The 23,945-nt window shown below is 65.2% G+C and carries 25 protein-coding genes, 2 tRNA genes and 1 other RNA gene; 19 read left to right on the forward strand and 9 right to left on the reverse strand.

The window, feature by feature from the left end; all coding sequences use genetic code 11:
• Window positions 1–344: 344 nt before the first annotated feature.
• The 7 genes from QF050_RS12400 to QF050_RS12430 all read left to right on the forward strand — a co-directional run bounded on the left by QF050_RS12400 (window position 345) and on the right by QF050_RS12430 (window position 5,316).
• Complete coding sequence (locus QF050_RS12400) at window positions 345–764, forward strand: DUF3052 domain-containing protein (protein WP_308930684.1); 420 nt, start codon at window positions 345–347, stop codon at window positions 762–764.
• A complete protein-coding gene (locus tag QF050_RS12405; protein ID WP_308930685.1) occupies window positions 761–1,255 on the forward strand; it encodes a peroxiredoxin in 495 nt (164 codons plus the stop codon). Before QF050_RS12400 ends, QF050_RS12405 begins: the two co-directional genes overlap by 4 nt.
• A gap of 6 nt (window positions 1,256–1,261) precedes the next feature.
• On the forward strand, window positions 1,262–2,182 hold the full coding sequence (locus QF050_RS12410; RefSeq protein WP_308930686.1) for an NAD-dependent protein deacetylase: 921 nt from the start codon (window positions 1,262–1,264) through the stop codon (window positions 2,180–2,182).
• A gap of 102 nt (window positions 2,183–2,284) precedes the next feature.
• Window positions 2,285–2,357 (forward strand) — tRNA-Val (locus QF050_RS12415).
• A 105-nt stretch (window positions 2,358–2,462) separates the two neighbouring features.
• Complete coding sequence (locus QF050_RS12420) at window positions 2,463–2,753, forward strand: hypothetical protein (RefSeq protein WP_308930687.1); 291 nt, start codon at window positions 2,463–2,465, stop codon at window positions 2,751–2,753.
• Between the two features lie 248 nt (window positions 2,754–3,001).
• Window positions 3,002–3,799: an IclR family transcriptional regulator gene (locus QF050_RS12425; protein ID WP_308930688.1), complete on the forward strand. Its 798-nt coding sequence runs from the start codon at window positions 3,002–3,004 to the stop codon at window positions 3,797–3,799.
• 170 nt (window positions 3,800–3,969) lie between these two features.
• Complete coding sequence (locus QF050_RS12430; RefSeq protein ID WP_308930689.1) at window positions 3,970–5,316, forward strand: MFS transporter; 1,347 nt, start codon at window positions 3,970–3,972, stop codon at window positions 5,314–5,316.
• Window positions 5,317–5,545: 229 nt separating this feature from the next.
• Here QF050_RS12430 and QF050_RS12435 read toward each other — a convergent pair whose 3' ends face one another.
• The gene (locus tag QF050_RS12435; RefSeq protein WP_308930690.1) at window positions 5,546–6,610 is read right to left on the reverse strand and encodes a D-2-hydroxyacid dehydrogenase; all 1,065 of its coding nucleotides are present in this window, start codon (window positions 6,608–6,610) and stop codon (window positions 5,546–5,548) included.
• A gap of 58 nt (window positions 6,611–6,668) precedes the next feature.
• Between QF050_RS12435 and QF050_RS12440 the strand changes: the two genes are divergently transcribed.
• Genes QF050_RS12440 through QF050_RS12450 form a run of 3 tightly spaced genes read left to right on the forward strand, consistent with a single transcriptional unit; the run spans window position 6,669 to window position 9,432 of the window.
• Window positions 6,669–7,595, forward strand: coding sequence for an NAD(P)-dependent oxidoreductase (locus QF050_RS12440; RefSeq protein WP_308930691.1), 927 nt, complete (start codon window positions 6,669–6,671; stop codon window positions 7,593–7,595).
• The gene (locus tag QF050_RS12445) at window positions 7,592–8,362 is read left to right on the forward strand and encodes an SDR family oxidoreductase (protein ID WP_308930692.1); all 771 of its coding nucleotides are present in this window, start codon (window positions 7,592–7,594) and stop codon (window positions 8,360–8,362) included. Before QF050_RS12440 ends, QF050_RS12445 begins: the two co-directional genes overlap by 4 nt.
• On the forward strand, window positions 8,362–9,432 hold the full coding sequence (locus QF050_RS12450) for an L-idonate 5-dehydrogenase (protein WP_308930693.1): 1,071 nt from the start codon (window positions 8,362–8,364) through the stop codon (window positions 9,430–9,432). Before QF050_RS12445 ends, QF050_RS12450 begins: the two co-directional genes overlap by 1 nt.
• A 3-nt stretch (window positions 9,433–9,435) precedes the next feature.
• On the opposite strand, the gene QF050_RS12455 is transcribed toward QF050_RS12450, so the two are convergent.
• A complete protein-coding gene (locus tag QF050_RS12455) occupies window positions 9,436–10,161 on the reverse strand; it encodes a FadR/GntR family transcriptional regulator (protein ID WP_109044432.1) in 726 nt (241 codons plus the stop codon).
• Window positions 10,162–10,394: 233 nt separating this feature from the next.
• Between QF050_RS12455 and gndA the strand changes: the two genes are divergently transcribed.
• Entirely contained in the window at window positions 10,395–11,831 is a 1,437-nt protein-coding gene (gndA, locus tag QF050_RS12460) for an NADP-dependent phosphogluconate dehydrogenase (RefSeq protein ID WP_308930694.1), read from the forward strand.
• A 106-nt stretch (window positions 11,832–11,937) separates the two neighbouring features.
• Here gndA and epsC read toward each other — a convergent pair whose 3' ends face one another.
• From epsC to msrA, 3 genes are all read right to left on the reverse strand, one after another.
• The gene (gene epsC / locus QF050_RS12465; RefSeq protein WP_308930695.1) at window positions 11,938–12,522 is read right to left on the reverse strand and encodes a serine O-acetyltransferase EpsC; all 585 of its coding nucleotides are present in this window, start codon (window positions 12,520–12,522) and stop codon (window positions 11,938–11,940) included.
• 39 nt (window positions 12,523–12,561) lie between these two features.
• A complete protein-coding gene (gene cysK / locus QF050_RS12470) occupies window positions 12,562–13,497 on the reverse strand; it encodes a cysteine synthase A (protein ID WP_308930696.1) in 936 nt (311 codons plus the stop codon).
• 64 nt (window positions 13,498–13,561) lie between these two features.
• Window positions 13,562–14,086, reverse strand: a complete 525-nt coding sequence (msrA, locus tag QF050_RS12475) for a peptide-methionine (S)-S-oxide reductase MsrA (RefSeq protein WP_308930697.1) — start codon at window positions 14,084–14,086, stop codon at window positions 13,562–13,564.
• 98 nt (window positions 14,087–14,184) lie between these two features.
• Between msrA and QF050_RS12480 the strand changes: the two genes are divergently transcribed.
• Together QF050_RS12480 and QF050_RS12485 are read left to right on the forward strand one after the other, a co-directional pair.
• The gene (locus tag QF050_RS12480; protein ID WP_308930698.1) at window positions 14,185–15,108 is read left to right on the forward strand and encodes a Nif3-like dinuclear metal center hexameric protein; all 924 of its coding nucleotides are present in this window, start codon (window positions 14,185–14,187) and stop codon (window positions 15,106–15,108) included.
• A 99-nt stretch (window positions 15,109–15,207) separates the two neighbouring features.
• Complete coding sequence (locus QF050_RS12485) at window positions 15,208–15,945, forward strand: C4-type zinc ribbon domain-containing protein (protein WP_308930699.1); 738 nt, start codon at window positions 15,208–15,210, stop codon at window positions 15,943–15,945.
• 12 nt (window positions 15,946–15,957) lie between these two features.
• Here the strand turns inward: QF050_RS12485 and QF050_RS12490 are convergent, their stop codons facing one another.
• Window positions 15,958–16,722: a peroxide stress protein YaaA gene (locus QF050_RS12490; protein ID WP_308930700.1), complete on the reverse strand. Its 765-nt coding sequence runs from the start codon at window positions 16,720–16,722 to the stop codon at window positions 15,958–15,960.
• Between the two features lie 56 nt (window positions 16,723–16,778).
• On the opposite strand from QF050_RS12490, the gene rnpB reads away from it, so the two are divergent.
• The 5 genes from rnpB to QF050_RS12515 all read left to right on the forward strand — a co-directional run bounded on the left by rnpB (window position 16,779) and on the right by QF050_RS12515 (window position 20,678).
• Window positions 16,779–17,167, forward strand: an RNA gene (gene rnpB / locus QF050_RS12495) — RNase P RNA component class A.
• Between the two features lie 45 nt (window positions 17,168–17,212).
• Window positions 17,213–17,752 carry a TspO/MBR family protein gene (locus QF050_RS12500; protein WP_308930701.1) on the forward strand — a complete coding sequence of 180 codons (540 nt, stop codon included), beginning with the start codon at window positions 17,213–17,215 and terminating at the stop codon, window positions 17,750–17,752.
• 250 nt (window positions 17,753–18,002) lie between these two features.
• Entirely contained in the window at window positions 18,003–19,481 is a 1,479-nt protein-coding gene (locus tag QF050_RS12505; protein WP_308930702.1) for a glyceraldehyde-3-phosphate dehydrogenase, read from the forward strand.
• Between the two features lie 74 nt (window positions 19,482–19,555).
• Window positions 19,556–19,765: a hypothetical protein gene (locus QF050_RS12510; RefSeq protein WP_308930703.1), complete on the forward strand. Its 210-nt coding sequence runs from the start codon at window positions 19,556–19,558 to the stop codon at window positions 19,763–19,765.
• A 115-nt stretch (window positions 19,766–19,880) separates the two neighbouring features.
• The gene (locus QF050_RS12515; RefSeq protein ID WP_308930704.1) at window positions 19,881–20,678 is read left to right on the forward strand and encodes an HNH endonuclease family protein; all 798 of its coding nucleotides are present in this window, start codon (window positions 19,881–19,883) and stop codon (window positions 20,676–20,678) included.
• A gap of 19 nt (window positions 20,679–20,697) precedes the next feature.
• Here QF050_RS12515 and def read toward each other — a convergent pair whose 3' ends face one another.
• From def to orn, 3 genes are all read right to left on the reverse strand, one after another.
• A complete protein-coding gene (gene def, locus QF050_RS12520; protein WP_308930705.1) occupies window positions 20,698–21,270 on the reverse strand; it encodes a peptide deformylase in 573 nt (190 codons plus the stop codon).
• A 135-nt stretch (window positions 21,271–21,405) separates the two neighbouring features.
• Window positions 21,406–21,478 (reverse strand) — tRNA-His (locus QF050_RS12525).
• Window positions 21,479–21,607: 129 nt separating this feature from the next.
• Window positions 21,608–22,228 carry an oligoribonuclease gene (gene orn, locus QF050_RS12530; RefSeq protein ID WP_308930706.1) on the reverse strand — a complete coding sequence of 207 codons (621 nt, stop codon included), beginning with the start codon at window positions 22,226–22,228 and terminating at the stop codon, window positions 21,608–21,610.
• 153 nt (window positions 22,229–22,381) lie between these two features.
• On the opposite strand from orn, the gene mptB reads away from it, so the two are divergent.
• A complete protein-coding gene (gene mptB, locus QF050_RS12535) occupies window positions 22,382–23,938 on the forward strand; it encodes a polyprenol phosphomannose-dependent alpha 1,6 mannosyltransferase MptB (RefSeq protein WP_308930707.1) in 1,557 nt (518 codons plus the stop codon).
• The last annotated feature ends 7 nt before the right edge of the window (window positions 23,939–23,945 follow it).

The raw sequence follows: 23,945 nt of genomic DNA on the forward strand, positions 1-23,945 counted from the left end.
GTATCGGTTACAACAGCCCGGTCATGTGTGCCGGGCAGCTTCCTAGCGCTCCTATGCCTGCCCGGAGTCACAGGGTGTCGTCCCGCGGGCATAGTTGTCATCAGTCACTCTAGCCCTGACGGCAACACGATGCGTAGCTGCGGTCCGGGTGCTGCTGTTGTATTTCGTTCGTCATACTGGTTGTGTGGCCAAAAGCCCTTGCCAGGGCGCCGCCGCAACGGGATGTGACGCAGAATATGCGCGATCCCGGGGGCGGCAGCTTGAAGCGCAGGCACAAAGGGTGTTGGCTTGGGAGTAATGGAAATCACTATGCACAACGCATATATGACGTATTGGAGGAACACGTGAGTGAGGCCGACGCCGCCACTTCGGTAAATGTGGCGGAAAAATTGGGTTTCAAAAATGGGGATCTGATTCAGGAGTTCGGTTACGACGACGACGTCGATTTCGACTTGCGTGACGATATTGAAGACCTCACCGGTTCAGAGCTGCTGGATGAGGACGACCACGACGTGGCGGACGCTGTCATCCTCTGGTGGCGCGACGGCGACGGAGACCTGGTGGACAGCCTGATGGATTCGCTCACTACCCTGAGCGAAAACGGGGTCGTGTGGGTCCTGACCCCCAAGTCGGGCAGGGACGGTTACGTTTCGCCGGCGGACATCCAGGAAGCGGCGCCCACTGCCGGCCTGCATGTCACCACCTCTGCCGGTGTCTCCAAGGACTGGAGCGCGGCGCGCCTGGTCAGCAGGAAGAACAAATGACGGCAGCGGTTGAGGCCGCTTCCGCAGTGGTTCCCGCAGTGGGCACAACCGCGCCCGACTTTGAGCTGGCCAACCAGTACGGTGAGCCGGTTCGCCTCTCGTCATTCCGCGGACAGAACGTGGTGCTGGTGTTCTACCCGTTTGCGTTCTCGGGGATCTGCACCGGCGAGCTGTGCGAGATACGGGACAACCTGGCCACGTTCGAGGATTCGAATGCCGTGGTCCTGGGAGTGTCCGTTGACAGCAAGTTCAGCCTCCGGGCCTACGCGGCCCAGGAAGGGTACGGCTTCGACCTGCTGGCCGATTTCTGGCCGCATGGGGGCGTGGCCAACGCCTACGGCGTGTTCGATGCCGGCAGCGGCATGGCCAAGCGGGCCACCTTCATCATCGATGCTGACGGCAAGGTCCGGTACAGCGTGGTGAACCCGAGGGGCCAAGCCCGCGACTTCGGCGAGTACCGCGCAGCTTTGGTGGATTTGAAGCGGGCCTGAGGCAGCATGGCAGATCAGCGGCGGGGGACAGGCCTGACGGGCTTTGCCAGCAGGCCTCCGGTGGCCCCGGCCCCGCCCTCCGGCGAGGACCTTGAGGTGTTGGTCCGGATCCGTGACCTGCTGGCGGGCGTACGTTTTGCCCTGCTGACCGGCGCCGGGCTCAGCACGGATTCCGGGATCCCCGATTACCGTGGCCCGGACTCGCCGCCACGTTCGCCCATGACGTACCAGGAGTTTGTCCGCGACGCCGCCAACCGGCGGCGTTACTGGGCCAGGAACCACATCGGGTGGTCCCATATGCGGCATGCTGATCCGAACCAAGGCCACTATTCAGCGGCTGAACTTGAACGGCGCGGTTACCTCACCGGCCTGATTACCCAGAACGTCGACCGGTTGCACCAGGACGCCGGCAGTTCGAACGTCGTCGATCTCCACGGCCGGTACGACCAAGTGATCTGCCTGGACTGCGGGCGGACCTACACCCGGCGCCTCCTGGCCGGTGTCTTCGAGGAACTCAACCCCGGCTTCCTGGAGCGGGCGGCAGCTTCCGGACTCGTGGAAATGGCGCCCGACGCTGACGCCACGGTTGAGGACCAGGCGCTCATCCACGGCTTCGTGGTGGCCGTTTGCCCTGCCTGCGGCGGGACCCTGAAACCCGATTTTGTCTACTTTGGTGAAAACGTGCCCAAGGACCGGGTGGAGCGGTCCTATGCGATGGTGGACGAAGCAGCCGCCCTGGTAGTGGCCGGTTCATCCCTGACGGTCATGAGCGGCTTGCGGTTCGTGCGGCACGCCGCCAAGCAGTCAAAGCCCGTGGTCATCATCAACCGCGGTGCGACCCGCGGTGATGACAAGGCAACCATCAAGCTGGAAGCGGGGGTCAGCCAGGCGTTGGGCTACCTGGCGTCTGAGCTTCCTCCGCTCTAGCGGGGAGCTTTCCGCCCTGGGGCCGATTCGCGTTTGCGGTCCATCGTCGGGTACAGTTTATGTTCGTTGGTTGCGGCGTTACCGCCGGAAACCGCGTTATTTGGGTCTTTAGCTCAGCTGGTAGAGCGCCACGTTTACACCGTGGATGTCATCGGTTCGATCCCGGTAGGACCCACCCGTCACAAACCCCGTTGTCCCGCCTCTCCGGCGGGGCGGCGGGGTTTTTCTGTATTTAGGCCTTGCCACTCCCATTGTCAGTGCCCTGCCATACCTTGCAGGAATGGAACACGTCATAGTGCACACAGACAGCGAGGGAATGCCGACGACGGTGCTGAGCCGGGGCAGGGAATGGGCGGTGGGTGCCGAGCCGGTGAGGTGGTTCGAACGCATCAATTGGTGGGAGACGAGCCGCCGGATGCCGAAGGGCAACAGCGGCGTGGATGTGGAGGTCCTCCAGCTGCAGGTGAGGCTGGGAAACAACAGCCGGTCCGCCCTGACTACCATGTATCTCCAGCGCGACGGCCTGGGCGGCGGATGGCGCCTCAGGGAGTCGGAAGCGGGTGCGGCCTGACCGGCCCCGTTCCGTCCGCCGGCTTCAGGGCATTGGAAAACCCTCCACCGCGACTATTGGGGGATGCCGCGGTGGAGGGCCTGGGATGAATATACCGTGAACTCCCGGAAACAAAAAGTCCTGCGGGGCCTTCCTGCCTTGCGCGGCGGAGGCCAGCACCCAATCCCGGTCCGGTCAGCCACTATGATGGTTTGTGTTCAGCTGAATGGACAGCACTGAAGAGCGCACGCGCCTACTGAAGGAGAATCATGGCCGATTCCCGCACCCCACGTTCCTCCGACGGGCCCGCCAGCGCTTCGCCGGCGCCGGCCGTTACCCGCGCCGCTGCCGTCCTGGAGGCACTGGCGGCGTCCGCGGGTGGAAGGCTGACCCTCAGTGACCTCGCCCGTGAGCTGGGGATCCCGAAATCATCCACCTCCAACCTGCTGTTGGCGCTGGAGGACGCCCGCCTCATCAACAGGCAGGGCTCCGAATTCACCCTGGGCCGCAAGCTGGTTGAACTTGGCGCGGCCTATCTCAGCCGCATGGACGAGGTCCAGGAGTTCTACCGGTACTGCGAGCAGGCACCCACCCTCTCCGGCGAGACGGTCCGGATCGCCATGCTGGACGGGACCAACGTCATCTATTTGGCACGCTATGAGGGGCATCCGGCCGTCAGGCTCACCTCCAACATCGGCGACAAAATGCCGGTCTCGCTCTGTGCCGTGGGCAAGGTTTTGATCGCCAGGCTTCACGACCACGACATCGAGGCCTTGTTCGCCGATGACGCAGAGTTGCCGGTCCTCACCCCAAAGTCCCTGCGGACAGGGCGCGACCTCAAAGCCCAGCTGCGGTCCATCCGGGAACAGGGCTATGCATTTGAGGACGAGGAATCCACCACGGGTGTGGTCTGCCTCGGAGTGGCCGTTCCCACCAGGGGGTCCCACGGACCCAGCCTGGGACTGTCCGTGACGGCGCTGAAGGCCACGTATACGGCAGAACAGGGCGCGCAGATGGTCAAGGAATTGCAGGAACTCGCGCGGTCGCTGGGCAATCCCATGAGCTAGGGGTCAACAGGGAAGCGCCGCACCCCGGCACGCCGGAGCACTTCCTTCGCCTCAACCCCTTGCCACGCGTCCAACTTGCTGTACGCTGTTCAACATAGTGATCGGCACGTTGGGTGCTGTCGCTGACCCGCCAGGCCAACGGGGGCCTGGCGCGTGATGAGGGAGTTCTTGTGACAACTCGTACTAATGCACCGCAGGCCGCGGACGGCACCGTCGTCGACGCGGACCAGCTGCGAAGGGCAACTCTTGCAAGTTCCGTGGGCTCCGCACTGGAGTACTACGACTTCTATATCTACGGCCTGGCGTCCGCGCTGATCTTCGGCCCGCTCTTTTTCGCGCCACTTGGTGAGAGCGGCGCTGTCATTGCCTCTTTTGCCACCTACGGTGTGGGATTTGCGGCCCGGCCGTTCGGCGGCGTCGTCTTTGGCCACATCGGGGACAGGTTCGGGCGCAAGATGGTCCTGATCCTCACCATCGGCCTCATGGGAATGGCCAGCTTCGCCATTGGACTTCTGCCCACCTTCGACCAGGCCGGAATGCTCGGCGCGGTCCTCCTGGTAACCCTCCGCATCATCCAGGGCCTCGGGGCCGGCGCTGAACAGGCGGGCGCCACCACGCTCATCTCAGAGGTGGCGCCGCCCCGCCGTCGTGGTTTCTTTGCCTCCTTGCCCTTCGTTGGCATCCAGCTGGGTACCCTCCTGGGCGCCGGGACGTTCGCCCTCATGGCCCTGGCGGACAAATCCGTCCTGCAGGGCTGGCTGTGGCGCGTGCCGTTCCTTGCCGGCATCATCCTGGTGGCCATTGCGATCTTCATCCGCCTCCGCCTCAAGGAGACGCCGGTCTTCCAGGAACTCGAGAAACACAAGGCCGTGGTCAAGAACCCGGTCTCCCAGATCTGGCGGCATTCCAAAAAGAATGTCCTGGTGGGCATCGGTCTGCGCATGGGTGAAAACGGTAACTCCTCCATCTACTCAGCCCTTCTGGTTTCGTTCATCAGCATGCCTGCGGGTGTCTTCCCCGGCGACAAGTTCATCGGCCCAACCGGGCTGCTGATCGCGGCCGGCTTTGCGGCGGTCATGGTGGTCGCCTTCGGAGCCCTCTCCGACCGCTATGGCCGCGTACCTGTGTACCGCTACGGGGCCCTGTTCCAGGCGGTCATCGCGCTGCCGGCGTTCTACTTGGTGACCCTCGGCAGCGTCACGCTTGTCTGGGTGGTCATGGTGGTGGGCATCGCCCTGGGTGTCCAGGCCATGCTCGGGCCGCAATGTGCCCTTCTGCCGGAACTGTTTGGCTCCCAGCACCGCTTTACCGGGGTTGCGCTGAGCCGTGAACTGTCAGCCGTCCTTGCCGGCGGCTTCGCGCCGATGATCGGCGTTGCGCTGCTGGCAGCCACCAACCACTCCTGGCTGGTTCCGGCGCTGTACTCCCTCGTGCTGGCTTTGATCTCGTTTATCACCACCTTCTTCACGCCGGAAACCGGCGGGCGCGACCTGGTTCTCGTCGAAGACGCCAGCTGACGCCGGCCTGGACGCCCGGCCCGGATCATCCGGGCCGGGCGTTTGGCATGTGCGGGAGAAGGGGCCTGCCGCTATCGCAGAGACCGGGAAGTCCCGACGCCTGCGGTCAATGCTGCCTTGAGCTTCACGGGCCGGGCAGGGCGGCGCCCCGCACAAAAAAGTACGGCCGCTGCAACCCCTTGGGCGGGGGTTGCAGCGGCCGTACGTGGTGCCCTGGCCGGGTGCCGGGTTAGTAAAAGTGGACCGTGTCCACAAGGTGGGGGAGTTCGCCGCCGTCGAGGAAGGTGCGCAGGTTGCTGCAGAAACGGTCCACGATCAGCCTGTTCTCGGCGGCGCTCAAGGCGGACGTGTGCGGCGAAACCAGGACCTTCGGGTGGCTCCAGAGCGGGCTTTCGAGGGGGAGCGGCTCCACTGCGAAGACATCGAGGCAGGCGTAGGAGACCTGGCCGTTGTCCAAGGCCTCAAGCAGCGCTTCCTCATCCACCACGGTGCCCCGTCCGACGTTGACGAAGACGGCGCCGGGCTTCATGGCAGCGAATACTTCCCGGTTGAAGAGCTTCTCCGTGTACGGAGTGCCAGGGAGGGTGTTCACCACGGCATCAGCGGTGGCGAGGAGGCCGGCGAGGCCGTCGTTTCCCGTCACCTGGTCGATGCCGTCCAGGGGCTCCAGGGTCCTCTTGGTTCCGCTGACGGCCATGCCAAGGGCGCGTGCCAGCCGGGCCGTCTCAAGGCCGATTTCGCCAAGTCCGGCAACGACCAGCCGGGAACCGCTGACCAGCCGCGTGGGGGTCCGGAGTGCAGGCCAGTTTCTGGCCTGCTGGTCGAGCCCCAGTTCGGCGGTGCGCTTGAACCCGTTCAGGATGCCCATTGCCGCGAACTCCGCCAGGGGAAGGGCGTGCACACCGGCGGATGTTGTTACCTTGAACTTTTGCAGGACCTGCTGGTCCAGGCCTGAGGCTTTTACCGCGCCGCCCGCGCCGGCTGCCATGGCGTGCACCCATTGCAGGTGTTCGTTGTCGGTGGCGATCCTGGCCAGCCCTGTCGGGCTTTCGTTGGGGAACCCGTAGAGGACCTGCGCGCTGTTCAGCATTGACCAATAGCGTTCCTCCTGTGCCGGGGTCCGCCGGAATTCCGGATCTCCGGTGTGGTCTGCCGGAAACCGCTCCGGCGGCAGGAGTTCGGGCTCGTACAGGACGGTGACGGACGGGTCCACGGCCCTGATGCGGTCCACCAGCTCAGCTTCGAGCGGCACGGCAATGGCCACGGTAGTTGTAGAAGTCATAGTGTTCATCATACTGAATTATGGCTAGGATATTGAACAATTCTTTTGCACGACGACGTGAGGCTGGGTCATGGACGACAAACGCGCAGGCTTTGCAGGCCTGGGATTGATGGGCGGACTGATGGCGGCGAACGCCGCCCGCAAAGGCTGGCAGGTCACGGGCTGGAACCGCTCACCCGCTGCGGCGGACCGTCTGCAGGACCTCGGCGGAACAGTTGCACAGCGGGTGGAGGACTTGGGCCACCTTCCCGTCATAGTTTTCATGCTGCCGGACCTGCCCCACATAGAGGAGGCCGCTGCCCGGCTGCTGGCCGGCTGGAAAAACCAGCCGCCCGCGCCCGGCACCGTCCTGCTGGTCATGAGCAGTGTCTCACCCACTGCCGTCCAGGCTTTTGGACACCGTGTCACCGAACTCAGCGGCGGCCGCGCCCAGGTTGTCGATGCCCCGGTCAGCGGCGGCACCAAGGGCGCCGCTGACGGCACCCTCGCCATCATGGCCGGCGGAGAGGACGCCGCATTCGGCAGGGTAGAGCCACTCCTGCACACTATGGGCACCACCGTCCGCCACCTGGGTCCCCTTGGCGCAGGGTCACTCGCCAAGGCGTGCAACCAGCTGGTGGTGGGGACAACGGTGGCGGCACTCGCCGAAGCTGCCGAACTGGCCGAGCGTTCCGGGCTCGACCCGGCGGCGCTGTTCGACGTCCTGTCCGGCGGTTTGGCCGGCAGCAGGGTCCTGGATGTCGTCGGCCCGCGCCTGGTCAGCAAGGACTACACCCCCACGGGCCCGGCAAAATTCATGCATAAGGACCTTTCCTTCGTGCTGGACGCAGCCCGTGCGGCGGGGACGGCAGCACCCATCGCCACGGCCGCCGTCGAACTTTACGCTGAACTGAAGCGCCAGGGCCTCGGCGACCAGGACCTCGCAGTGGTGCGCCAAACCATCTCCCACCTCAGCCACAGTGCCGCGGCCGCGGCGGAAGGAACAGTTGCACAATGAGTTCACTTTTTGATCTCACCGGCCGGGTGGCGTTGGTGACGGGTTCGAGTCGGGGGATTGGCAACGCGTTGGCCCGGGCGCTGGCCGACGCCGGCGCAACAGTTGTGTTGAACGGTGTGAACGGGGAGCGGCTCAAGGATGCCGCGGCTGCGATGGCTTCTGACTATGCGCCCGGCCGTATCCATAGCGTCGCCTTCGACGTCACGAGTGACGCGGAGGCGGCGCGCGGGATTGCGTGGGTGGAGGAGACTGTGGGTCCGTTGGAGATCCTGGTGAACAACGCCGGGATCCAGCACCGGGTGCCGATGCTGGATTTGGACGTGAAGGACTGGGACCGGGTGATTTCCACGGACCTGACCAGCGCGTTCCTGGTGGGCAGGGAAGCGGCGCGGCGGATGATTCCGCGGGGCCGGGGCAAGATCATCAACATCTGCTCGGTGCAGACCGACCTTGCCCGGCCCACGATCGCCCCATACATCGCCGCGAAGGGCGGGTTGCGGAACCTGACGCGGGCGATGACGGCGGAGTGGGCCGGTTCGGGGTTGCAGATCAATGGGATCGCCCCGGGGTATATCCATACGGAGATGACGCAGAACCTGGTGGACGATGAGCAGTTCAATGCCTGGATCCTCGGCCGGACACCCGCCCACCGCTGGGGCACCGTTGAGGACCTGGCCGGTCCCGTGGTGTGGCTGGCCTCGGACGGGTCGAACTTCGTGAACGGGCAGACCATCTTCATCGATGGCGGAATGACGGTGGTGGTCTGATGGCAACGCCCGTTGACCTTGAATTGCCGGCCACGGGTCCGGCGCTGGTGGCCCATGCCGCCGGTGACCTGCGGATCGATGAGGTCCCGCTGCCCCAGCCGGCAGCAGACGAAGCAGTGGTGGAGGTGGCGTTCGGCGGGATTTGTGGTTCGGACCTGCATTACTGGCTGCACGGTGCGGCCGGGGAGTCCATTCTCAAGGCGCCGCTGGTCCTGGGCCACGAAATTTCCGGGACGGTGGTGCGCCAGGCGGCCAACGGGGAAGGCCCGGTGGCCGGAACAGCCGTCGCGGTGCATCCGGCCACGCCCGGTCCGGGCGCCGCGCGATATCCGGTGGACCGGCCCAACCTGTCCCCGGGGTGTACGTACCTGGGCAGCGCCGCCCGCTACCCGCACACGGATGGCGCGTTCAGCCGGTACGTGAACCTCCCGGTGCGGATGCTCCGGGCCCTGCCGGCGGGACTGGACCTCCGGACCGCGGCGCTGATTGAACCGGCGTCCGTGGCCTGGCATGCCGTGTCCCGGGCCGGAGACGTCCGCGGAAAAACCGCGCTGGTCATCGGCTCCGGCCCCATCGGCGCCCTCGCCGTCGCAGTCCTGAAAAGGGCCGGCGCGGCCCGGATCACCGCCGTCGACCTGCACCCCAGGCCGCTGGAGATCGCCCGCGCGGTGGGGGCCGATGAGGTGATCAACGCCGCGGACACCGCAGCGATCGCCGCCGTGGAGGCCGACGTCGTGATCGAATCCTCCGGCAACCACCACGGCCTCGCATCCGCCATCACCGGCGCGGTCCGCGGCGGGACCGTAGTCATGGTCGGGCTGCTGCCCACCGGCATGCAGCCGGTGCCCATCTCCCTAGCCATCACCCGCGAACTCGACCTCAAAGGCTCCTTCCGCTTCAACGACGAGATCGACCAGGTCATCACCGCCCTCGCGGACGGCACCCTGCACATCGAGCCCGTCATCACCCACGAGTTCCCGCTGGCCGATGCCCTGCACGCATTCGAGGTGGCCAAAGACTCCACCAGCTCGGGCAAAGTCCTCCTCAGCTTCGGCGGGGAAGTCCGCTGAGCGTCACTGCCGGACGGGGATGAACACCCGTGGTTGCTCCGTCCATGTGTCGGCCATCTGGGACATGGTCCGCCGCATGATCCGGTCCGATGCCTCGCGGGCAGCGGGAGCGTCACCCTTGGCGATTGCTTCCGCGACATCTTCGTGCCACTGCAGGGCGGCCTGGTGGGGATGGTCCGGCATCAGGCCGTGCACGGTCCGGCCCGTCAGTGTTTCGGCCACCTGCCCCATGAGGTTGGCGAACATTTCGTTGCCGGAGCCGGAGAGCAGCAGCGAATGGAAGCGGATGTCCAGTTCCAGGAACCGGGCAACTTCGCCCTTGTTGCCGGCTTCCCGCATGGCGCGGGCAACGTCAACGAGTTCCAGGCGCAGCGGCGCCGGCGCGTTCTCTGCTGCCAGTTCGGCAGCTGCAGGTTCCACGGCGGCGCGGAGTTCGGCGAGGGAGCGCAGCTGGGCGCCGCGCGCGTCACTGGCCAGCCGCCACCGGATCACCTGCGGATCAAAGGGATTCCAGCGGCTTGAGGGCAGCACCCGGATGCCAACCCGCTTGGTGGTTTCCACCAGGCCCAGGGACTGCAGTACGCGTACCGCTTCGCGGATTACGGAGCGGGAAACCTTCAGTTCATCCTCCAATTGCTCGGCGAGCATGACGTGTCCCGCGGGGAGATCCCCTGAGATGATCCGGGTGCCCAGGTTCTCGATGGCACGGTGGTGGAGGCTGCTGGTCATGCTGCTAAGCCTAGTTGCTGGCGGATGCGGGTTTGCCGGCAATCCGGTGCGGCCGGGACAGGGGAGGGCGGCAGTCCTAGACTGGCACCGACACAATCGGTTTCATGACGCGGACGTTACTTTCGCGTCACCGCCAGAATATATATGCTTTATTCCGACCCCCTGATATGCCCCGGGGTCCCAACCCGCAGCGGAACCCTGGATCCGGGGCAAACAATGAATTGGAGTTATTGATGTCTGCACACATCGGTGTCACCGGCCTCGCAGTGATGGGCGCCAACCTGGCCCGCAACCTCGCCCGCAACGGGTTCACGGTTGCCCTGCACAACCGGTCGGTGGAGAAGACCGACGCGCTGCTGGAGAAGCACGGCTCGGAAGGCGATTTCATCCGGACCGAATCCCTGCAGGAACTGGTCGATTCCCTGGAGAAGCCGCGCCGGGTGTTGATCATGGTCAAGGCCGGAAAGCCGGTGGATTCGGTGATCGAGCAGCTGGAGCCGCTGCTGGAACCGGGCGACATCATTATCGACGCCGGCAACTCGCACTACGAGGACACCCGCCGCCGGGAAGCCGCGCTGGCCAAGAAGGACCTGCACTTCGTGGGCGTCGGGGTGTCCGGCGGCGAAGAGGGTGCGCTGAACGGGCCGTCCATCATGCCCGGCGGGTCCAAGGAGTCATACAAGGCCCTCGGCCCGCTGCTGGAAAAGATTTCGGCAAAGGTCGACGGCGAGCCCTGCTGCGCATGGATTGGCACCGACGGCGCCGGCCACTTCGTCAAGATGGTCCACAACGGCATCGAATACGCCGACATGCAGGTCATCGGTGAGGCCTTTGACCTGCTGCGCTCGGGCGCCGGCATCGAACCGGCCGAGCAGGCAAAGATCTTCTCCGAGTGGAACCAGGGCGAACTCTCGTCCTTCCTGATCGAGATCTCCGCCGAGGTCCTGGGCCACGTCGACGCCAAGACCGGCAAGCCGTTCGTGGACGTCGTCGTCGACGCCGCGGGCCAGAAGGGCACCGGACGCTGGACCGTCATCTCCGCACTGGAACTCGGTTCCCCCGTGTCCGGCATCGCCGAGTCCGTGTTCGCCCGTGCACTCTCCTCCCAGGCCGCGCAGCGCAAGCTTGGCCAGGAGCTGCTGGCCGGCAACGAGGCAACGGTTGAGATCCCGGAGACGTTCGTTGAGGATGTCCGCCAGGCGCTCTATGCCTCCAAGCTGGTCTCCTACGCCCAGGGCCTGGACATGCTCACCTCTGCAGCCAAGGAATACGGCTGGGACCTGAAGCTGGACGAAATCGCCTCACTGTGGCGCGCGGGCTGCATCATCCGTGCGGAACTCCTCAAGGACATCACCAAGGCATACGCTGCCGATGAGAAGCCGGCAAACCTGCTGTTCGCTCCGGCGTTCACCAAGGCCATTGGCGACGCCCTCCCGGCATGGCGGCGTGTAGTTGCCACCGCGGTGCAGCTCGGCATCCCGGTGCCGGTGTTCTCCTCCTCGCTGGCGTACTACGACGGCCTGCGCCGCAAGCGCGTTGCCGCCGCCCTGATCCAGGGCCAGCGCGACCTCTTCGGCGCCCACACCTATGGCCGCGTGGACACCGAGGGCACGTTCCACACGCTCTGGGGCGAAGACAAGTCCGAAATCGAAGCAGTAGATACCCACTAGGTTCCGCTGCAGGTATGCACAAGGCGGGCAGTTTCCGGTGATCCGGAAACTGCCCGCCTTGTGTTGTCATGCGCTTGCTGGACGGCCTTAGGCCTGATCAGCACGGTTAGAGATGGTATTCGATGTCGTACTCGGCCGGATCCACTGCGGGCTTGGTTTCCCGCTGCGCATCCCGGTGGCGCCACTTCGCAGGGACGCCGGTAACGATCGATTCCGGCGGCGCGTCCTTGACCACCACGGCGTTGGCGCCCACGGCGCTGTCCCGGCCAATGGTGATGGGCCCCAGGATCTTGGCGCCCGCCCCGATCGTCACGCGGTCACCGATGGTGGGGTGGCGCTTAATCCGCGCCAGGGACCGCCCGCCCAGCGTGACACCGTGGTAGATCATCACGTCCTCGCCGATTTCGGCGGTCTCACCGATCACCACCCCCATGCCGTGGTCGATGAAGAACCGCCGGCCGATGGTGGCGCCGGGGTGGATCTCGATACCGGTCCAGGACCTTCCCAGCTGCGACAACAACCGAGCCGGGAAACGCAGGGCAGGGTTCTGCCACAGCCGGTGCGTCAACCGGTGGATCCAGATGGCGTGCAGGCCGGAATAGGCGAAAAAGTTCTCAAAAGAACCTCGAGCCGCCGGGTCGTGGGACCGGGCGGCCTCGAGGTCTTCCTTCAGTCTTGCGAAAAAGCCCACAAAGTTCTTTCTACAGGAAACGGGCGGACGGCGGACTGATCAGCCGCGGATGTCGTCATAGAGCACGGTGGAGATGTAACGCTCACCGAAGTCGCACACGACCGCCACGATCAGCTTGCCGGCATTTTCCGGGCGCTTGGCCAGTTCCAGTGCGGCCCAGACGATCGCTCCCGAGGAGATGCCGCCCAGGATACCTTCCTTGATGCCGAGCTCGCGGGCGACGCGGACCGAGTCCTCAAGGGTGGCGTCGATGACCTCGTCGTAGACGGTGGTGTCCAGCAGTTCCGGGATGAAGTTGGCGCCCAGTCCCTGGATCTTGTGCGGGCCGGGGGCGCCGCCGTTCAGAATGGCGGAATCCTTGGGCTCCACGGCCACGATCTGCACACCGGGCTTGCGTTCCTTCAGAACCTGCCCGACGCCGGTGATGGTTCCGCCGGTGCCGATGCCTGCCACGAAGATGTCAACGGCGCCATCAGTGTCTTCCCAGATTTCCTCGGCGGTGGTCTTGCGGTGGATCTCCGGGTTGGCTTCGTTGGCGAACTGCTGCGCCCAAATGGAGTTCTCGGTATTGGCCACGATTTCCTGGGCCTTTTCCACGGCGCCGCGCATGCCCTCGGACCCCGGGGTGAGCACGATCTCGGCGCCAAAGGCACGGAGCATGACGCGGCGTTCCGTGGACATGGTCTCCGGCATGGTCAGGATGACCTTGTAGCCGCGTGCGGCGCCCACCATGGCAAGGGCGATCCCCGTGTTGCCGGAGGTACCCTCGACGATGGTGCCGCCGGGCTTGAGGGCGCCCGACTTTTCCGCGGCGTCGATGATGGCCACGCCGATACGGTCCTTGACGCTGTTGGCCGGGTTGTAGAACTCCAGCTTGACCGCAACGGTGGCGTCCAGTCCCTCGCTGAGCCGGTTCAACCGGACCAGCGGGGTCCCGCCGACCAGTTGCGTTACATCGTCATAGATCCGTGCCATGTACATACGCCTATCTCTAAGGGGTGAATACTGAGGTCAGCCTAACGAGGCCGCGTAACGGTGGCTAAGCGTTAAGCCATGCAGAGTAATATTTCCTGGCCTTGGCGAGCTTGGGGTTGATGATCACCTGGCAGTACCCCTGTTCGGGGTGCTTGGCGTAGTAGTCCTGGTGGAATTCCTCCGCCACGTGGAACCGGGGCAGGCGGCTGACCTCGGTGACGATGGGATGCTTCCACAGCGACTGGTTGCGTTCGATCGCTTCCTCGAACAGGATCTTCTCTTCCGTGGTCTCGTAGAACATGGAGGAACGGTACTGGGTGCCGACGTCGTATCCCTGGCGGTTCAGGGTGGTGGGATCATGCAGGGCGAAGAACATGTCCAGGATGACCTCGGCCGGAATGACCTCCTCATCGAACGTCACGGCCACCACCTCCGCGTGGCCAGTGGTCCCGCTGCACACCGAGTAGTAGTCGGGCTGGGGGTCGTGCCCGCCGGTATAGCCTGACACCACCGAGCTGACGCCCTTGGTCTTCTGGTAAACGGCGTCGAGGCACCAGAAGCAGCCCCCGCCAAGAACAAAAGTTTTCATGACCTCTTCAATGGTTGACGGCGCCGGATGATTCCCGCCGGCTTCACCCTGCGCCGCAACATGCGGCGGCCGGAACACTATGGGGTAAAACTAAGACTATGGAACCTGTGGACACCGACGCTACCGGCCAGGCGGATCACGACGCCGAAACCTCCTCCGACACGCCGGCCCGGGGCGGTGCCTCCGAGGCTCCCACCCTGGCCGAACTGCTTCTTGCCGTGGAGGAGCTGTGGCCGGAATCGCTGGCGGAGAACTGGGACGAGGTAGGGCTTGTGGCAGGCCACCCTTCCGCCCCGGTCACCAAGGTGATGTTCGCGGTGGACCCCACCCTGGAAGTCATTGAAGAAGCCATTGAATGGGGTGCCGGGCTCCTCATTACCCACCACCCGCTGCTCCTGAAGGGTGTCACGTCGGTGGCTGCCACCACGGCCAAGGGCCGGGCGGTCCACCGGCTCATCGAGTCGGGGACGGCACTGTTGACCGTGCACACCAACGGGGACTCCGCCGTCGGAGGGGTTTCCGACGTGCTGGCGGATGCGCTGGGACTCCAGGACGTCGCGCCGCTCACCATGGCGGCCAACGGGCTGCCGGAGGAAGGCATTGGGCGTGTTGGCGACCTGGCTGACGCCATGAGCCTGGGGGATTTCGCGGCACGGGTGTTCGGGATTCTTCCGTCAGTTGCGGGGGGTGTGCGCGTTTCCGGTGACAAGGACGGGCTGGTGCGGCGGATTGCCGTGTGCGGCGGCGCCGGGGACTCCCTGTTCAATGAGGTCCGGGCCAGCAATGCGGACGTGTACGTGACCGCCGACCTTCGCCACCACCCCGCGTCCGAGGCCCGCGAGGCTGCCCTCAACGGCCGGCCGTACCTGGTGGACGTCTCGCACTTTGCCAGTGAATGGCTGTGGTTGCCGGCCGCCGCGGCAGCCCTGGGCAACGTCCTGGCCGACCAGGGGCACGAGCTGGAGATCCAGGTCAGCACCACCAACAGCGATCCGTGGGACTTCATCCTCACTCCGGGCTGAGCCTGGCAGCGAGGCGGCGAAGCAGCCCAGGCGATAGAGTCTAGGAAGCGCCGGTAAGGTGCCCGGCCCCGGGCCGGAAGGGATCAAGCGGAGGTAACAGTGGCGAAGGCAGCACCGGCGGAACAGTTGAAGTTGCTCGAACTGCAAGGACTGGACGCCAGGCTGACCGGCCTCACCAACCGCCGGCGCACGCTTGAAAATGATCCCCGCATCAAGGACCTCGAAGCGGCACTCTCCGTGGCCAACGGAGAACTGGGTGCTGCCAAGGTGGCGGTGCACGACGCCGAAGCCGCGCTCAAGCGGGCGGAAGCCGACGTCGAACAGGTCGCGTCGCGCATCGAACGCGACGAAGCCCGGCTCAACAGCGGCACCGGACTTTCGAAGGACCTGGTGGCCCTGCAGAAGGACATTGTCTCGCTCAACAAGCGGCGCTCCGACCTCGAGGACGTGGAACTGGAAATCCTGGAGCGGCTGGATACGCTGCGGGAACGGCAGGCAGCCCAGCAGCAGATCGTCGATGACATCCAGGGCTCGTTTGGCACTATCCGGGCCGAGCTGGATGCTGCCCTCGCCGAGGTTGCGGCTGAGGCTTCAGGGCTCGTGGCCCGGCGTGCCGAATTCGCCGCAGGCCTGGATACGGGCATGCTGGCCGTCTACGAAAAGACCCTCGCCAAGCGGGGCGTGGGCGCCGCGCGGTTGTTCCACGGGACGTCGGAGGCTTCGGGCATGAAGCTCAGCCCCGGCGACCTCGCAGCGATCAAGGCGGCCGCGGCGGATGAGATCGTGTTCTGCCCGGACTCCGGCGCCATCCTGGTCCGTTCGGACGAATGGTCCTGAACCGCCCGCGGGTCAGCCGGGCAGGATGATGTTCAGGGCATGGGGCTTGCGTGCCGTGCCCGGCACCAGCTCTGCGTCCCATTTTTCGCGCGCAACCTTCAGCAGGTCCGACGCCGCGGCCGGGGCCTTTCCGCGGCGTACCAGCAGGTGCCGCGCCAGTTCGCCCCGGGTGTGCTTGGCGAAATGGCTCACCACTTTCCGCACGCCGGCAGCCTCCGTGAACACATTCACCGTGACGGTCTGCTCCGGCGGCGCCGCCCACGCGGCCGCGTAGGTGCTGGAACGGCAGTCAACCACCAGGTGGTCCTCGGCGGCACGGCCCAGCGTGTCATCCAACTGTGCCTTCCAGAACGGAGCCAGCCGGCCGACGTCGGGCAATGCCGTCCCCATCGAAAGCCGGTAGGCGGGGACGCTGTCGCCAAAGCGAAGGGCCCCCCACAGCGCGGAAACCACCAGCACGGACGCGTCCGCCTTGCGCCGCTGCGCGGGCGTCAGGCTCCGGTATCCCAAGGCGTCGTACAGGACGCCTGAATAGATGCTGTGGGCCGGGGCAGCAGGCTCGACGTGGAGCCGCGTGTTGCGTTCGACGTCGCCCCGCAGCGAGGCACCCACGCCCAGCAACGCGAGGGCGTCCTGATGCGCGCTGACCGTTCCCAGCGCCTCCAGGACCTTGGCGCGGGACGGATTGAGCTCCGGGAAACTCAGCGAGGGCCAGTCGACGGCGGACCCGCGGCGCGCGGGTGTCTTTCCTTCGGAAGGGGGGAGCAGAATCAGCACCGTCCGATCCTACCGGCGACAAAAGCGGTCGGGGGCGCCGGTAGACTGGACCCGGATGGGACAGCCAGACGGCCGCGCGCCACGCAAGTGGCTCGAGGAACGTCCGGGCTCCGCAGGGCAGGGTGGTGGGTAACGCCCACTCGGGGTAACCCGCAGGCCAGTGCCACAGAAAACAGACCGCCCGCATTTCCGGCCTTCGCCGGAAAGCGCAGGTAAGGGTGAAACGGTGGTGTAAGAGACCACCAGCTTCCCGGGTGACCGGGAAGGCTAGGTAAACCCCACCCGGAGCAAGGCTAGACAGGACAGCGTTCGAGGGCTGCCCGCCCGAGTGTCCGGGTAAGCCGCTGGAGGGTGCCGGCAACGGTACTCGTAGATGGATGGCCGTCGCTCCCTTGCCGGCAACGGCAGGGGAGAACAGAACCCGGCGTACCGGCTGTCCCATCCGCAAAACCGGGTTTGACCTCGGGCGCTGTGTTGGGGATGCTGGACCGTGCCCGTTATTACTGATGTCCGGCCGGCCGCCGGAACGGCCGGACGCCGGCCCGGCCTGCGTTCCCGGATTCTCGCCCTTGCCGGGTTCCTTGGACTGTCGGCTGCGGCCTGGGTGCTGGCGTCGATCCCCATCATCCTCAATTCCAGCGGCTGGTATGCCGGCTCACTGAAAGCGCCGTGGATGCCGCCGCCGCTGATGTTCCGGATCACCTGGATGGTGCTGTACATCGGAGTTGCGGCCGCGGCCTGGCTGGTTTGGTGCAAGGGCCGATTGAAAGGGCCGGCCCTGGCCGGTTACGCCGTCCAGCTTCTGCTTAACGCCGCGTGGCCGGTGACGTTCTTCGCGATGTACCCCATGGCCGGTACCGCTGCCCTGTGGGCGGCGCTTCTGGTCATCTGTTCCCTGGCCGCGACCCTGGCCTTCCTGATCGTCCGGTTCGGTCCGATCGACGCCACCGCCGGGCTCCTGATGTTGCCGTACTTCGCCTGGGTGGTCTTTTCCGCCAGCCTGAACCTGTACTCCGCCGTCCATAACTGAGAGCTGTGCCGCCCCGTGTGAGTGATTTCACGCAGCGCAGGCGTGATCGGGGAGCTGCGCCAAATTAGAATGGATACCGGACGCAGGAGTTCTACCGCCGAAAGTTGCGTTCGCAATCGGCGGTTTTTCTTTGCACGCGATCCAGGTGCCTGGGGGCCGACCCCTGCAGGTGCCGGTGCCCCTGGACATCATCAGGTGGCCTACATCTGTGTACGAGGACGTACACGGCTGAACCGAGGAAGGTATTTCTGTGAGCCAGACGTCTGATTCTTGTCTTGATACGTGGATGGGCCGGGAGGCCCTCGCCGAGGCCATGATCCCGGTGATCGGCAGGCTGTACCGCGAAAACAACGTGGTGACCAGCATCCACGGCCGGAGCCTGATCAATAAGTCCACGATGAACATCCTCAAGGCACACCGCTTCGCGCGCCGGATGAGCAAGGACGAACTGCTCCTGGAGGACACGGCGCCGCTGCTGAACACCCTGGCCGGGCTGGAACTGGGCGCTGCAGCGATTGACATCGCCCGCCTTAATCAAAAGTTCAAGGAAGAGGGCAACGGAGCCACCCTTGAAGAGTTCCTCCGCGCCGAACTCGCCGAGATCGTTGGCAAGCGTGGCGGTGACGAGCGCACCAGCACGGATGTGGTGCTCTACGGATTCGGCCGCATCGGACGGCTCCTGGCACGCCTCCTGATCGAAAAGGCCGGCGGCGGCCACGGCCTGCGCCTGCGTGCCATCGTGGTTCGCCGCGGTTCTGACAATGACCTTTCCAAGCGGGCCAGCCTGCTCCGCCGGGACTCCGTCCACGGTTCCTTCGAGGGCACCATCCGGGTCGACGAAGAAGCCAACACCATCACGGCAAACGGTGTCCGTATCCAGGTGATCTACTCGAACGACCCCGCCACCATCGACTACACGGCCTACGGCATCAACAACGCGCTGGTGGTGGACAACACGGGCCGCTGGCGCGATGCCGAGGGGCTGTCCCAGCACCTCCAGAGCAAGGGCGTTGCACGCGTCCTGCTGACGGCTCCGGGCAAGGGCGAACTGAAGAACATCGTCCACGGCATCAACCACCGGGACATCAACGATTCGGACCGGATCGTGTCCGCGGCTTCCTGCACCACCAACGCCATCACCCCGGTCCTGAAGGCCATCAACGACAAATTCGGCGTGGTCCACGGGCACGTGGAAACCGTGCACTCCTTCACCAACGACCAGAACCTGATCGACAACTTCCACAAGGGCGACCGCCGTGGCCGTTCCGCCGCGCTGAACATGGTCATCACCGAAACCGGTGCCGCCAAGGCGGTGGCCAAGGCCCTGCCCGAGCTCCTGGGCAAACTGACCGGCAGCTCCATCCGGGTCCCCACCCCGGACGTCTCGCTGGCCATCCTGAATCTCAGCCTGGAGAACGGCACCACCAAGGATGAGGTGAACAATTACCTGCGCGAGATGTCGCTGCACTCGGACCTGCGCAAGCAGATCGACTACATCGACTCGCCTGAAGTTGTCTCCACCGACTTCGTGGGCTCCCGCCGCGCCGGGATTGTTGATGGCCTGGCCACGGTGTCCACCGACAAGAACCTGGTCCTCTACGTCTGGTACGACAACGAATTCGGCTACAGCTGCCAGGTGGTCCGGGTCATGGAGGAAATGGCCGGCGTGAACCCGCCGTCGTTCCCTGCCAAGGAAAGCGCGGCCGCCCTGGCCGCGATCGCCGTCTGACCAAAACCGACACGTCCTGCCAATTCCCGGCTGGTTCACTGGAATCAGCCGGGAAACCGGACCAGACTGGTGGCATGGACAACGAATCGACGCTTCAGCACGAAACCACCCTCGAACACGCACTCGACGTGGCCAAGGCCAACCACAAGGAAGCTGTCAGGCTCCTTGAAGGCGCCCGCGCCGCGCACCAGGCAGGGGACGCCAGCGAGAAGCGCGTGCGCCAGCTCGAGGAACTCCTGGCGACCGCGGAGGAAGATCTCCGACGGGTCACGCGCGAACAGTAGCGCCATGGCCGTGTGATCCATCACTCGTCCTCAACAGTGTGGATATCGGCGGCCGGCCGCGCTCCCTGTCCTAGGCTCTTGGGGTGCCCCACTTTAGCCACCCGGCATCAGAGCCGTGACTGTCAGCTGGTCCGCCTACCGCCGTGCGCGCCGACGTTCCCGCCAGGCATGGGGGCTGCTGGTTGCTGTTGCCATCTCCGTTATTGCGGCGCTGTTCTGGTTCTTCACGGCCGGACAGTTCGCGGCAGCCGGACCTGCGGCCAGCGGCCCAACGGAGGCGCCGGTCTTTGTTGCCGCCTGGATGAAACCGGTGGCGGAGCCCAACCCCGTGCCCCCGGGTGCTGCCCTCTCCGCCCTGGACGGTTTGGCCGTGAAGGGCAGGGCACCGAATACCGGCTACAGCCGCGAGGCTTTCGGCCAGGCATGGCTGGATGTGGACCGCAACGGCTGCGATACCAGGAACGACATCCTGCGTCGCGACCTTGCCGATGTGGTGTTCACCGAAGGCTCAACGTGCAAGGTGACGGGCGGCCATTTCCAGGAACCGTACACCGGACAGGTTGTGGAATTCCGCCGTGGCGCCGAGACCAGCAGTGCGGTGCAAATTGACCATGTGGTGGCATTGGGCGACGCCTGGCAGAAGGGTGCGCAGGGGCTGACGCCCAAGGAACGCCAGAGCCTGGCCAACGATCCGCTGAACCTCATAGCCGCTGACGGGCAGGCGAACCAGCAAAAGAGCGCGGGGGACGCCGCAACGTGGCTGCCGAAAAATACCGCCATCCGCTGCCACTACGTGGCCCGGCAGATCTCTGTCAAGGCGGCCTACGGTCTGTGGGTGACTGCGGCTGAGAAGGATGCCATGAAACAGGTACTGGCATCCTGCCCCGGGCAGCAGACGATGACCGCCAGCTAAACGGCGCTACGGGAACCGGTTAGTGTCCGAACGGATCGGGATCGACGCCGGGCATCCAGGTCAGCCCCGGAACACCCCACCCGTTCTTCTTGGCCTGCTTGAGGGCCTTGCGGGAGTAGCGGTCCATCAACCGGTTGACGTACAGCTTGCCGTCCAGGTGGTCGAACTCATGCTGGATGACCCTGGCAAACCAGCCCGTAGCCTCGAACTTCACCGGTTCGCCATAACCGTCGAAGCCTTCCACGCGGGCCCACTCGGCCCGCTTGAGCGGATACTGCTCACCCGGGAAGGACAGGCAGCCCTCTTCTTCCTCGTCCGGGTCCGGGGCGGCGCCGGAGACCTTGGACAGGGTCAGGACAGGATTCACCAGTACCCCGGTGGGGGGAGCGCCGTCGTCGTTGGCGTACTTGTAGACGAAGATCCGCTTGCCGACGCCGACTTGCGGTGCAGCAAGGCCCACGCCGTTGGCGGCGGCGTTGGTTTCGAACATGTCGGCGATGAGGGTGCGCAGTTCGTCGTCGAAAACTTCGACTTCCGCCGCCCGGCGGTGCAGTACTGGCTCGCCCCAGATGGTGATCGGCAGAACGGTCATTTCGTTAGTCCTTCGGCTTCGGGGCCGGCGCCGCCGGCATCCCTGCACGTATCTTGGTGGGACACAACAAAGGAGGCCGCACCGGATATCCGGTGCGGCCTCCTTTGTTGACGGCTGCAAGTGCCGCCCCGTGAGGGTGAGCGACGGGGGTTGAACCCGCGACCTCCTGGACCACAACCAGGCGCTCTGCCAACTGAGCTACGCCCACCATGAGCTTCAAGGGCTTTCCGTGTTACCGGCTCCCTGGAAACGCAACTCAAATAGCTTACCTGCTCGGAAGGGGTGCTTTGTCCACTTTCTGCGATTTCGGCAAAATTTCATCCAAACGTGGCGCAGATTACTCGCCGGCGGCATCGTCGCTGGTGATGCGCCGGGCGATCTTCTGGGCCGTGGCGCTGTCGGGGCCGGGGGCAGGCACGAACACCGCCTCGCGGTAGTAGCGGAGTTCGTCAATGGAGTCCTTGATGTCACCCAGTGCGCGGTGGCCGCCTTTTTTTGCCGGCGACTGGAAGTACGCCCGGGCGAACCAGCGCCGGGACAGCTCCTTGATGGTGCTGACGTCGATCACCCGGTAATGCAGGTGCTCCACGACGGCGGGCATGTCGCGGGAAAGGAATACCCGGTCCGTGCCTACAGAGTTGCCGCCGAGCGGTGCCTTCCGCGGATCCGGAACCCAGGCTGAGATGTACTCCATGACTGCGGCCTCAGCCTCGGCCATGGTCTTGCCGTGGGGGAGTTCCGCCAGGAGACCGGACTTGGTGTGCATGTCCCGGACGAAGTCGGACATCTGCGCGACGGCGGCGTCCTCGGGCTTGATCACCACGTCGACACCGTCCCCAAGGATGTTCAGTTCCGAATCGGTGACCAGGGCTGCCACCTCGATGAGGGCGTCGTTCTTGATGTCCAGGCCGGTCATTTCGCAGTCGATCCAGACGATTCGTTCGTTAGATATAGGCACCGGACCAGCCTACCGTTACACTCCCGGACGCCCGGCCGATGCTAGGATTTCGGGTACGCGGCGGGTCGCCCCGCCGCCTTCGAGCACGTCCCGGCCGGCCTTGGTGGTCCGCCGGGCAACAGCGGAAACGCAAGAAGATTGGACATTCCTGAGATGACGGCGCCTGTGCCCGCAGCGGGGGAGATGGCGGCGGCCGGTACTGCCCCGGCGGGCGGTGTCGAGGTGGACAATCCCCGCTCACCCCTGCTTGCCGGGTTCCTGGGGTCGGTGTTCATGATGTTCGGTTCCGCCGGCGTGGGCTGGCTCGCGCCGGTCTCCGAACTCCGCCGCATGCCCCTGTTCATCTGGATGCGCACCGAAGCGCCGGGGGTGGCCCTGTCCATCGTGCTGGTCGCGGCAGGGGGAATGCTGCTGGTGCGCGCCTGGCTGCGGCTCGGCCAAAAAGTCAGGGTGTGGGGCGATCAAGCCCGGCGCGCCACCCTGGCGGCTGTGGTGGCGTGGGGGTTGCCCATGATGTTCAGCGTTCCGTTGTTCAGCCGCGACGTCTATGCCTACATCGGCCAGGGACGGTTGATGGTGGAAGGGTTCAACCCCTACGAAAACGGTATCTCCGCCCTGTCCAACTATTTTCAGCTGGGCGCAGACAAACAGTGGACCGAAGCTCCGGTTCCTTATGGCCAGCTGTTCCTCTGGATCGAGCAGTTCGTCGTGTGGGTTACCAGCGTCCAGCCGGAAGCCTGCATCATGCTGTTCCGGCTGGTTGCCGTGGCCGGAGTGGGCCTCTGCGTGGTCTACGTGCCCCGCCTCGCAGAGTTGCACGGCGTCAATCCACACAGGGCCCTGTGGCTGACCGTGGCCAACCCGCTTTTCCTGACCAATTTCATCGCCAGCGTGCACAACGACTCCCTCATGATCGGGCTGGCGCTGGCCGGTCTCTATTACTCTGCGACCCGGCGGCAAGTCCGGGGCATTGTGCTGGTGGCGCTGTCCATCGCCGTCAAGCCCATCACCATCGTCTTCCTGCCGTTCATCGGCCTCCTCTGGGCGGGCAGGAATGCGGGGTGGCTGCGGAAGGTTTCGTTCTGGGCGCTCACGGCCGGCCTGAGCCTGGCAGTGTTGGCCCTTATGAGCCTGGTCAACGGCTTCGGCTTCGGCTGGATCAACGGGCTTTCCGCCCCCGGCAGCCTCTCCATCTGGTACGCCCCGGTGGGCCTGCTTGGCATGGTGGTGGGGTCCCTTGCCAACGCGTTCGGGCTGGACGGCTCAGTCCCGGCCGGCTGGGTGTTCGACGCCGGCAAGCTGCTTGCTGTGGGCATCCTCGCCTGGCAGATTTTCAAGGGCGACCATGACCGCCTGATGCGCCGCCTCACGCTCGGCCTGGCCGCAGTGGTCCTGCTGGCCCCCATCATCCAGTCCTGGTACGTGGTGTGGCTGATCCCGCTTTTTGCCGTGACGGGCATCCGGAACGACTGGCAGGTCAAGGCCCTGTACTTTGTGGTGTCGTTCTTCATGATTTACGCAATTTCGGACCAGCTGGACGTCTTTCCCTACCTGCAAACCCAGGACCTGGGCTTCGCGCTGCTGCTGGCCCGGATTGCGGCGGCGCTGACCGCCCTGCTCTTTGGGCTGTACCTGATCTTTTGGGACCCCGGCACCCGCCGGCTGTTCCGCAAGACGCACGAGCCCGTCGTCGAACGTCCCGTGATCTAGCGGCGGT

Source organism: Arthrobacter sp. SLBN-112, assembly GCF_030944625.1.
Taxonomy (GTDB): Bacteria; Actinomycetota; Actinomycetes; order Actinomycetales; family Micrococcaceae; genus Arthrobacter.

Coding starts and splice junctions, on each gene's coding strand:
- QF050_RS12405 (WP_308930685.1), top strand. CDS start 761: ATGACGGCAGCGGTTGAGGCCGCTTCCGCAGTGGTTCCCGCAGTGGGC.
- QF050_RS12410 (WP_308930686.1), top strand. CDS start 1,262: ATGGCAGATCAGCGGCGGGGGACAGGCCTGACGGGCTTTGCCAGCAGG.
- QF050_RS12420 (WP_308930687.1), top strand. CDS start 2,463: ATGGAACACGTCATAGTGCACACAGACAGCGAGGGAATGCCGACGACG.
- QF050_RS12425 (WP_308930688.1), top strand. CDS start 3,002: ATGGCCGATTCCCGCACCCCACGTTCCTCCGACGGGCCCGCCAGCGCT.
- QF050_RS12435 (WP_308930690.1), bottom strand. CDS start 6,610: ATGATGAACACTATGACTTCTACAACTACCGTGGCCATTGCCGTGCCG.
- QF050_RS12440 (WP_308930691.1), top strand. CDS start 6,669: ATGGACGACAAACGCGCAGGCTTTGCAGGCCTGGGATTGATGGGCGGA.
- QF050_RS12445 (WP_308930692.1), top strand. CDS start 7,592: ATGAGTTCACTTTTTGATCTCACCGGCCGGGTGGCGTTGGTGACGGGT.
- QF050_RS12450 (WP_308930693.1), top strand. CDS start 8,362: ATGGCAACGCCCGTTGACCTTGAATTGCCGGCCACGGGTCCGGCGCTG.
- QF050_RS12455 (WP_109044432.1), bottom strand. CDS start 10,161: ATGACCAGCAGCCTCCACCACCGTGCCATCGAGAACCTGGGCACCCGG.
- gndA (WP_308930694.1), top strand. CDS start 10,395: ATGTCTGCACACATCGGTGTCACCGGCCTCGCAGTGATGGGCGCCAAC.
- cysK (WP_308930696.1), bottom strand. CDS start 13,497: ATGGCACGGATCTATGACGATGTAACGCAACTGGTCGGCGGGACCCCG.
- msrA (WP_308930697.1), bottom strand. CDS start 14,086: ATGAAAACTTTTGTTCTTGGCGGGGGCTGCTTCTGGTGCCTCGACGCC.
- QF050_RS12480 (WP_308930698.1), top strand. CDS start 14,185: ATGGAACCTGTGGACACCGACGCTACCGGCCAGGCGGATCACGACGCC.
- QF050_RS12510 (WP_308930703.1), top strand. CDS start 19,556: ATGGACAACGAATCGACGCTTCAGCACGAAACCACCCTCGAACACGCA.
- def (WP_308930705.1), bottom strand. CDS start 21,270: ATGACCGTTCTGCCGATCACCATCTGGGGCGAGCCAGTACTGCACCGC.
- mptB (WP_308930707.1), top strand. CDS start 22,382: ATGACGGCGCCTGTGCCCGCAGCGGGGGAGATGGCGGCGGCCGGTACT.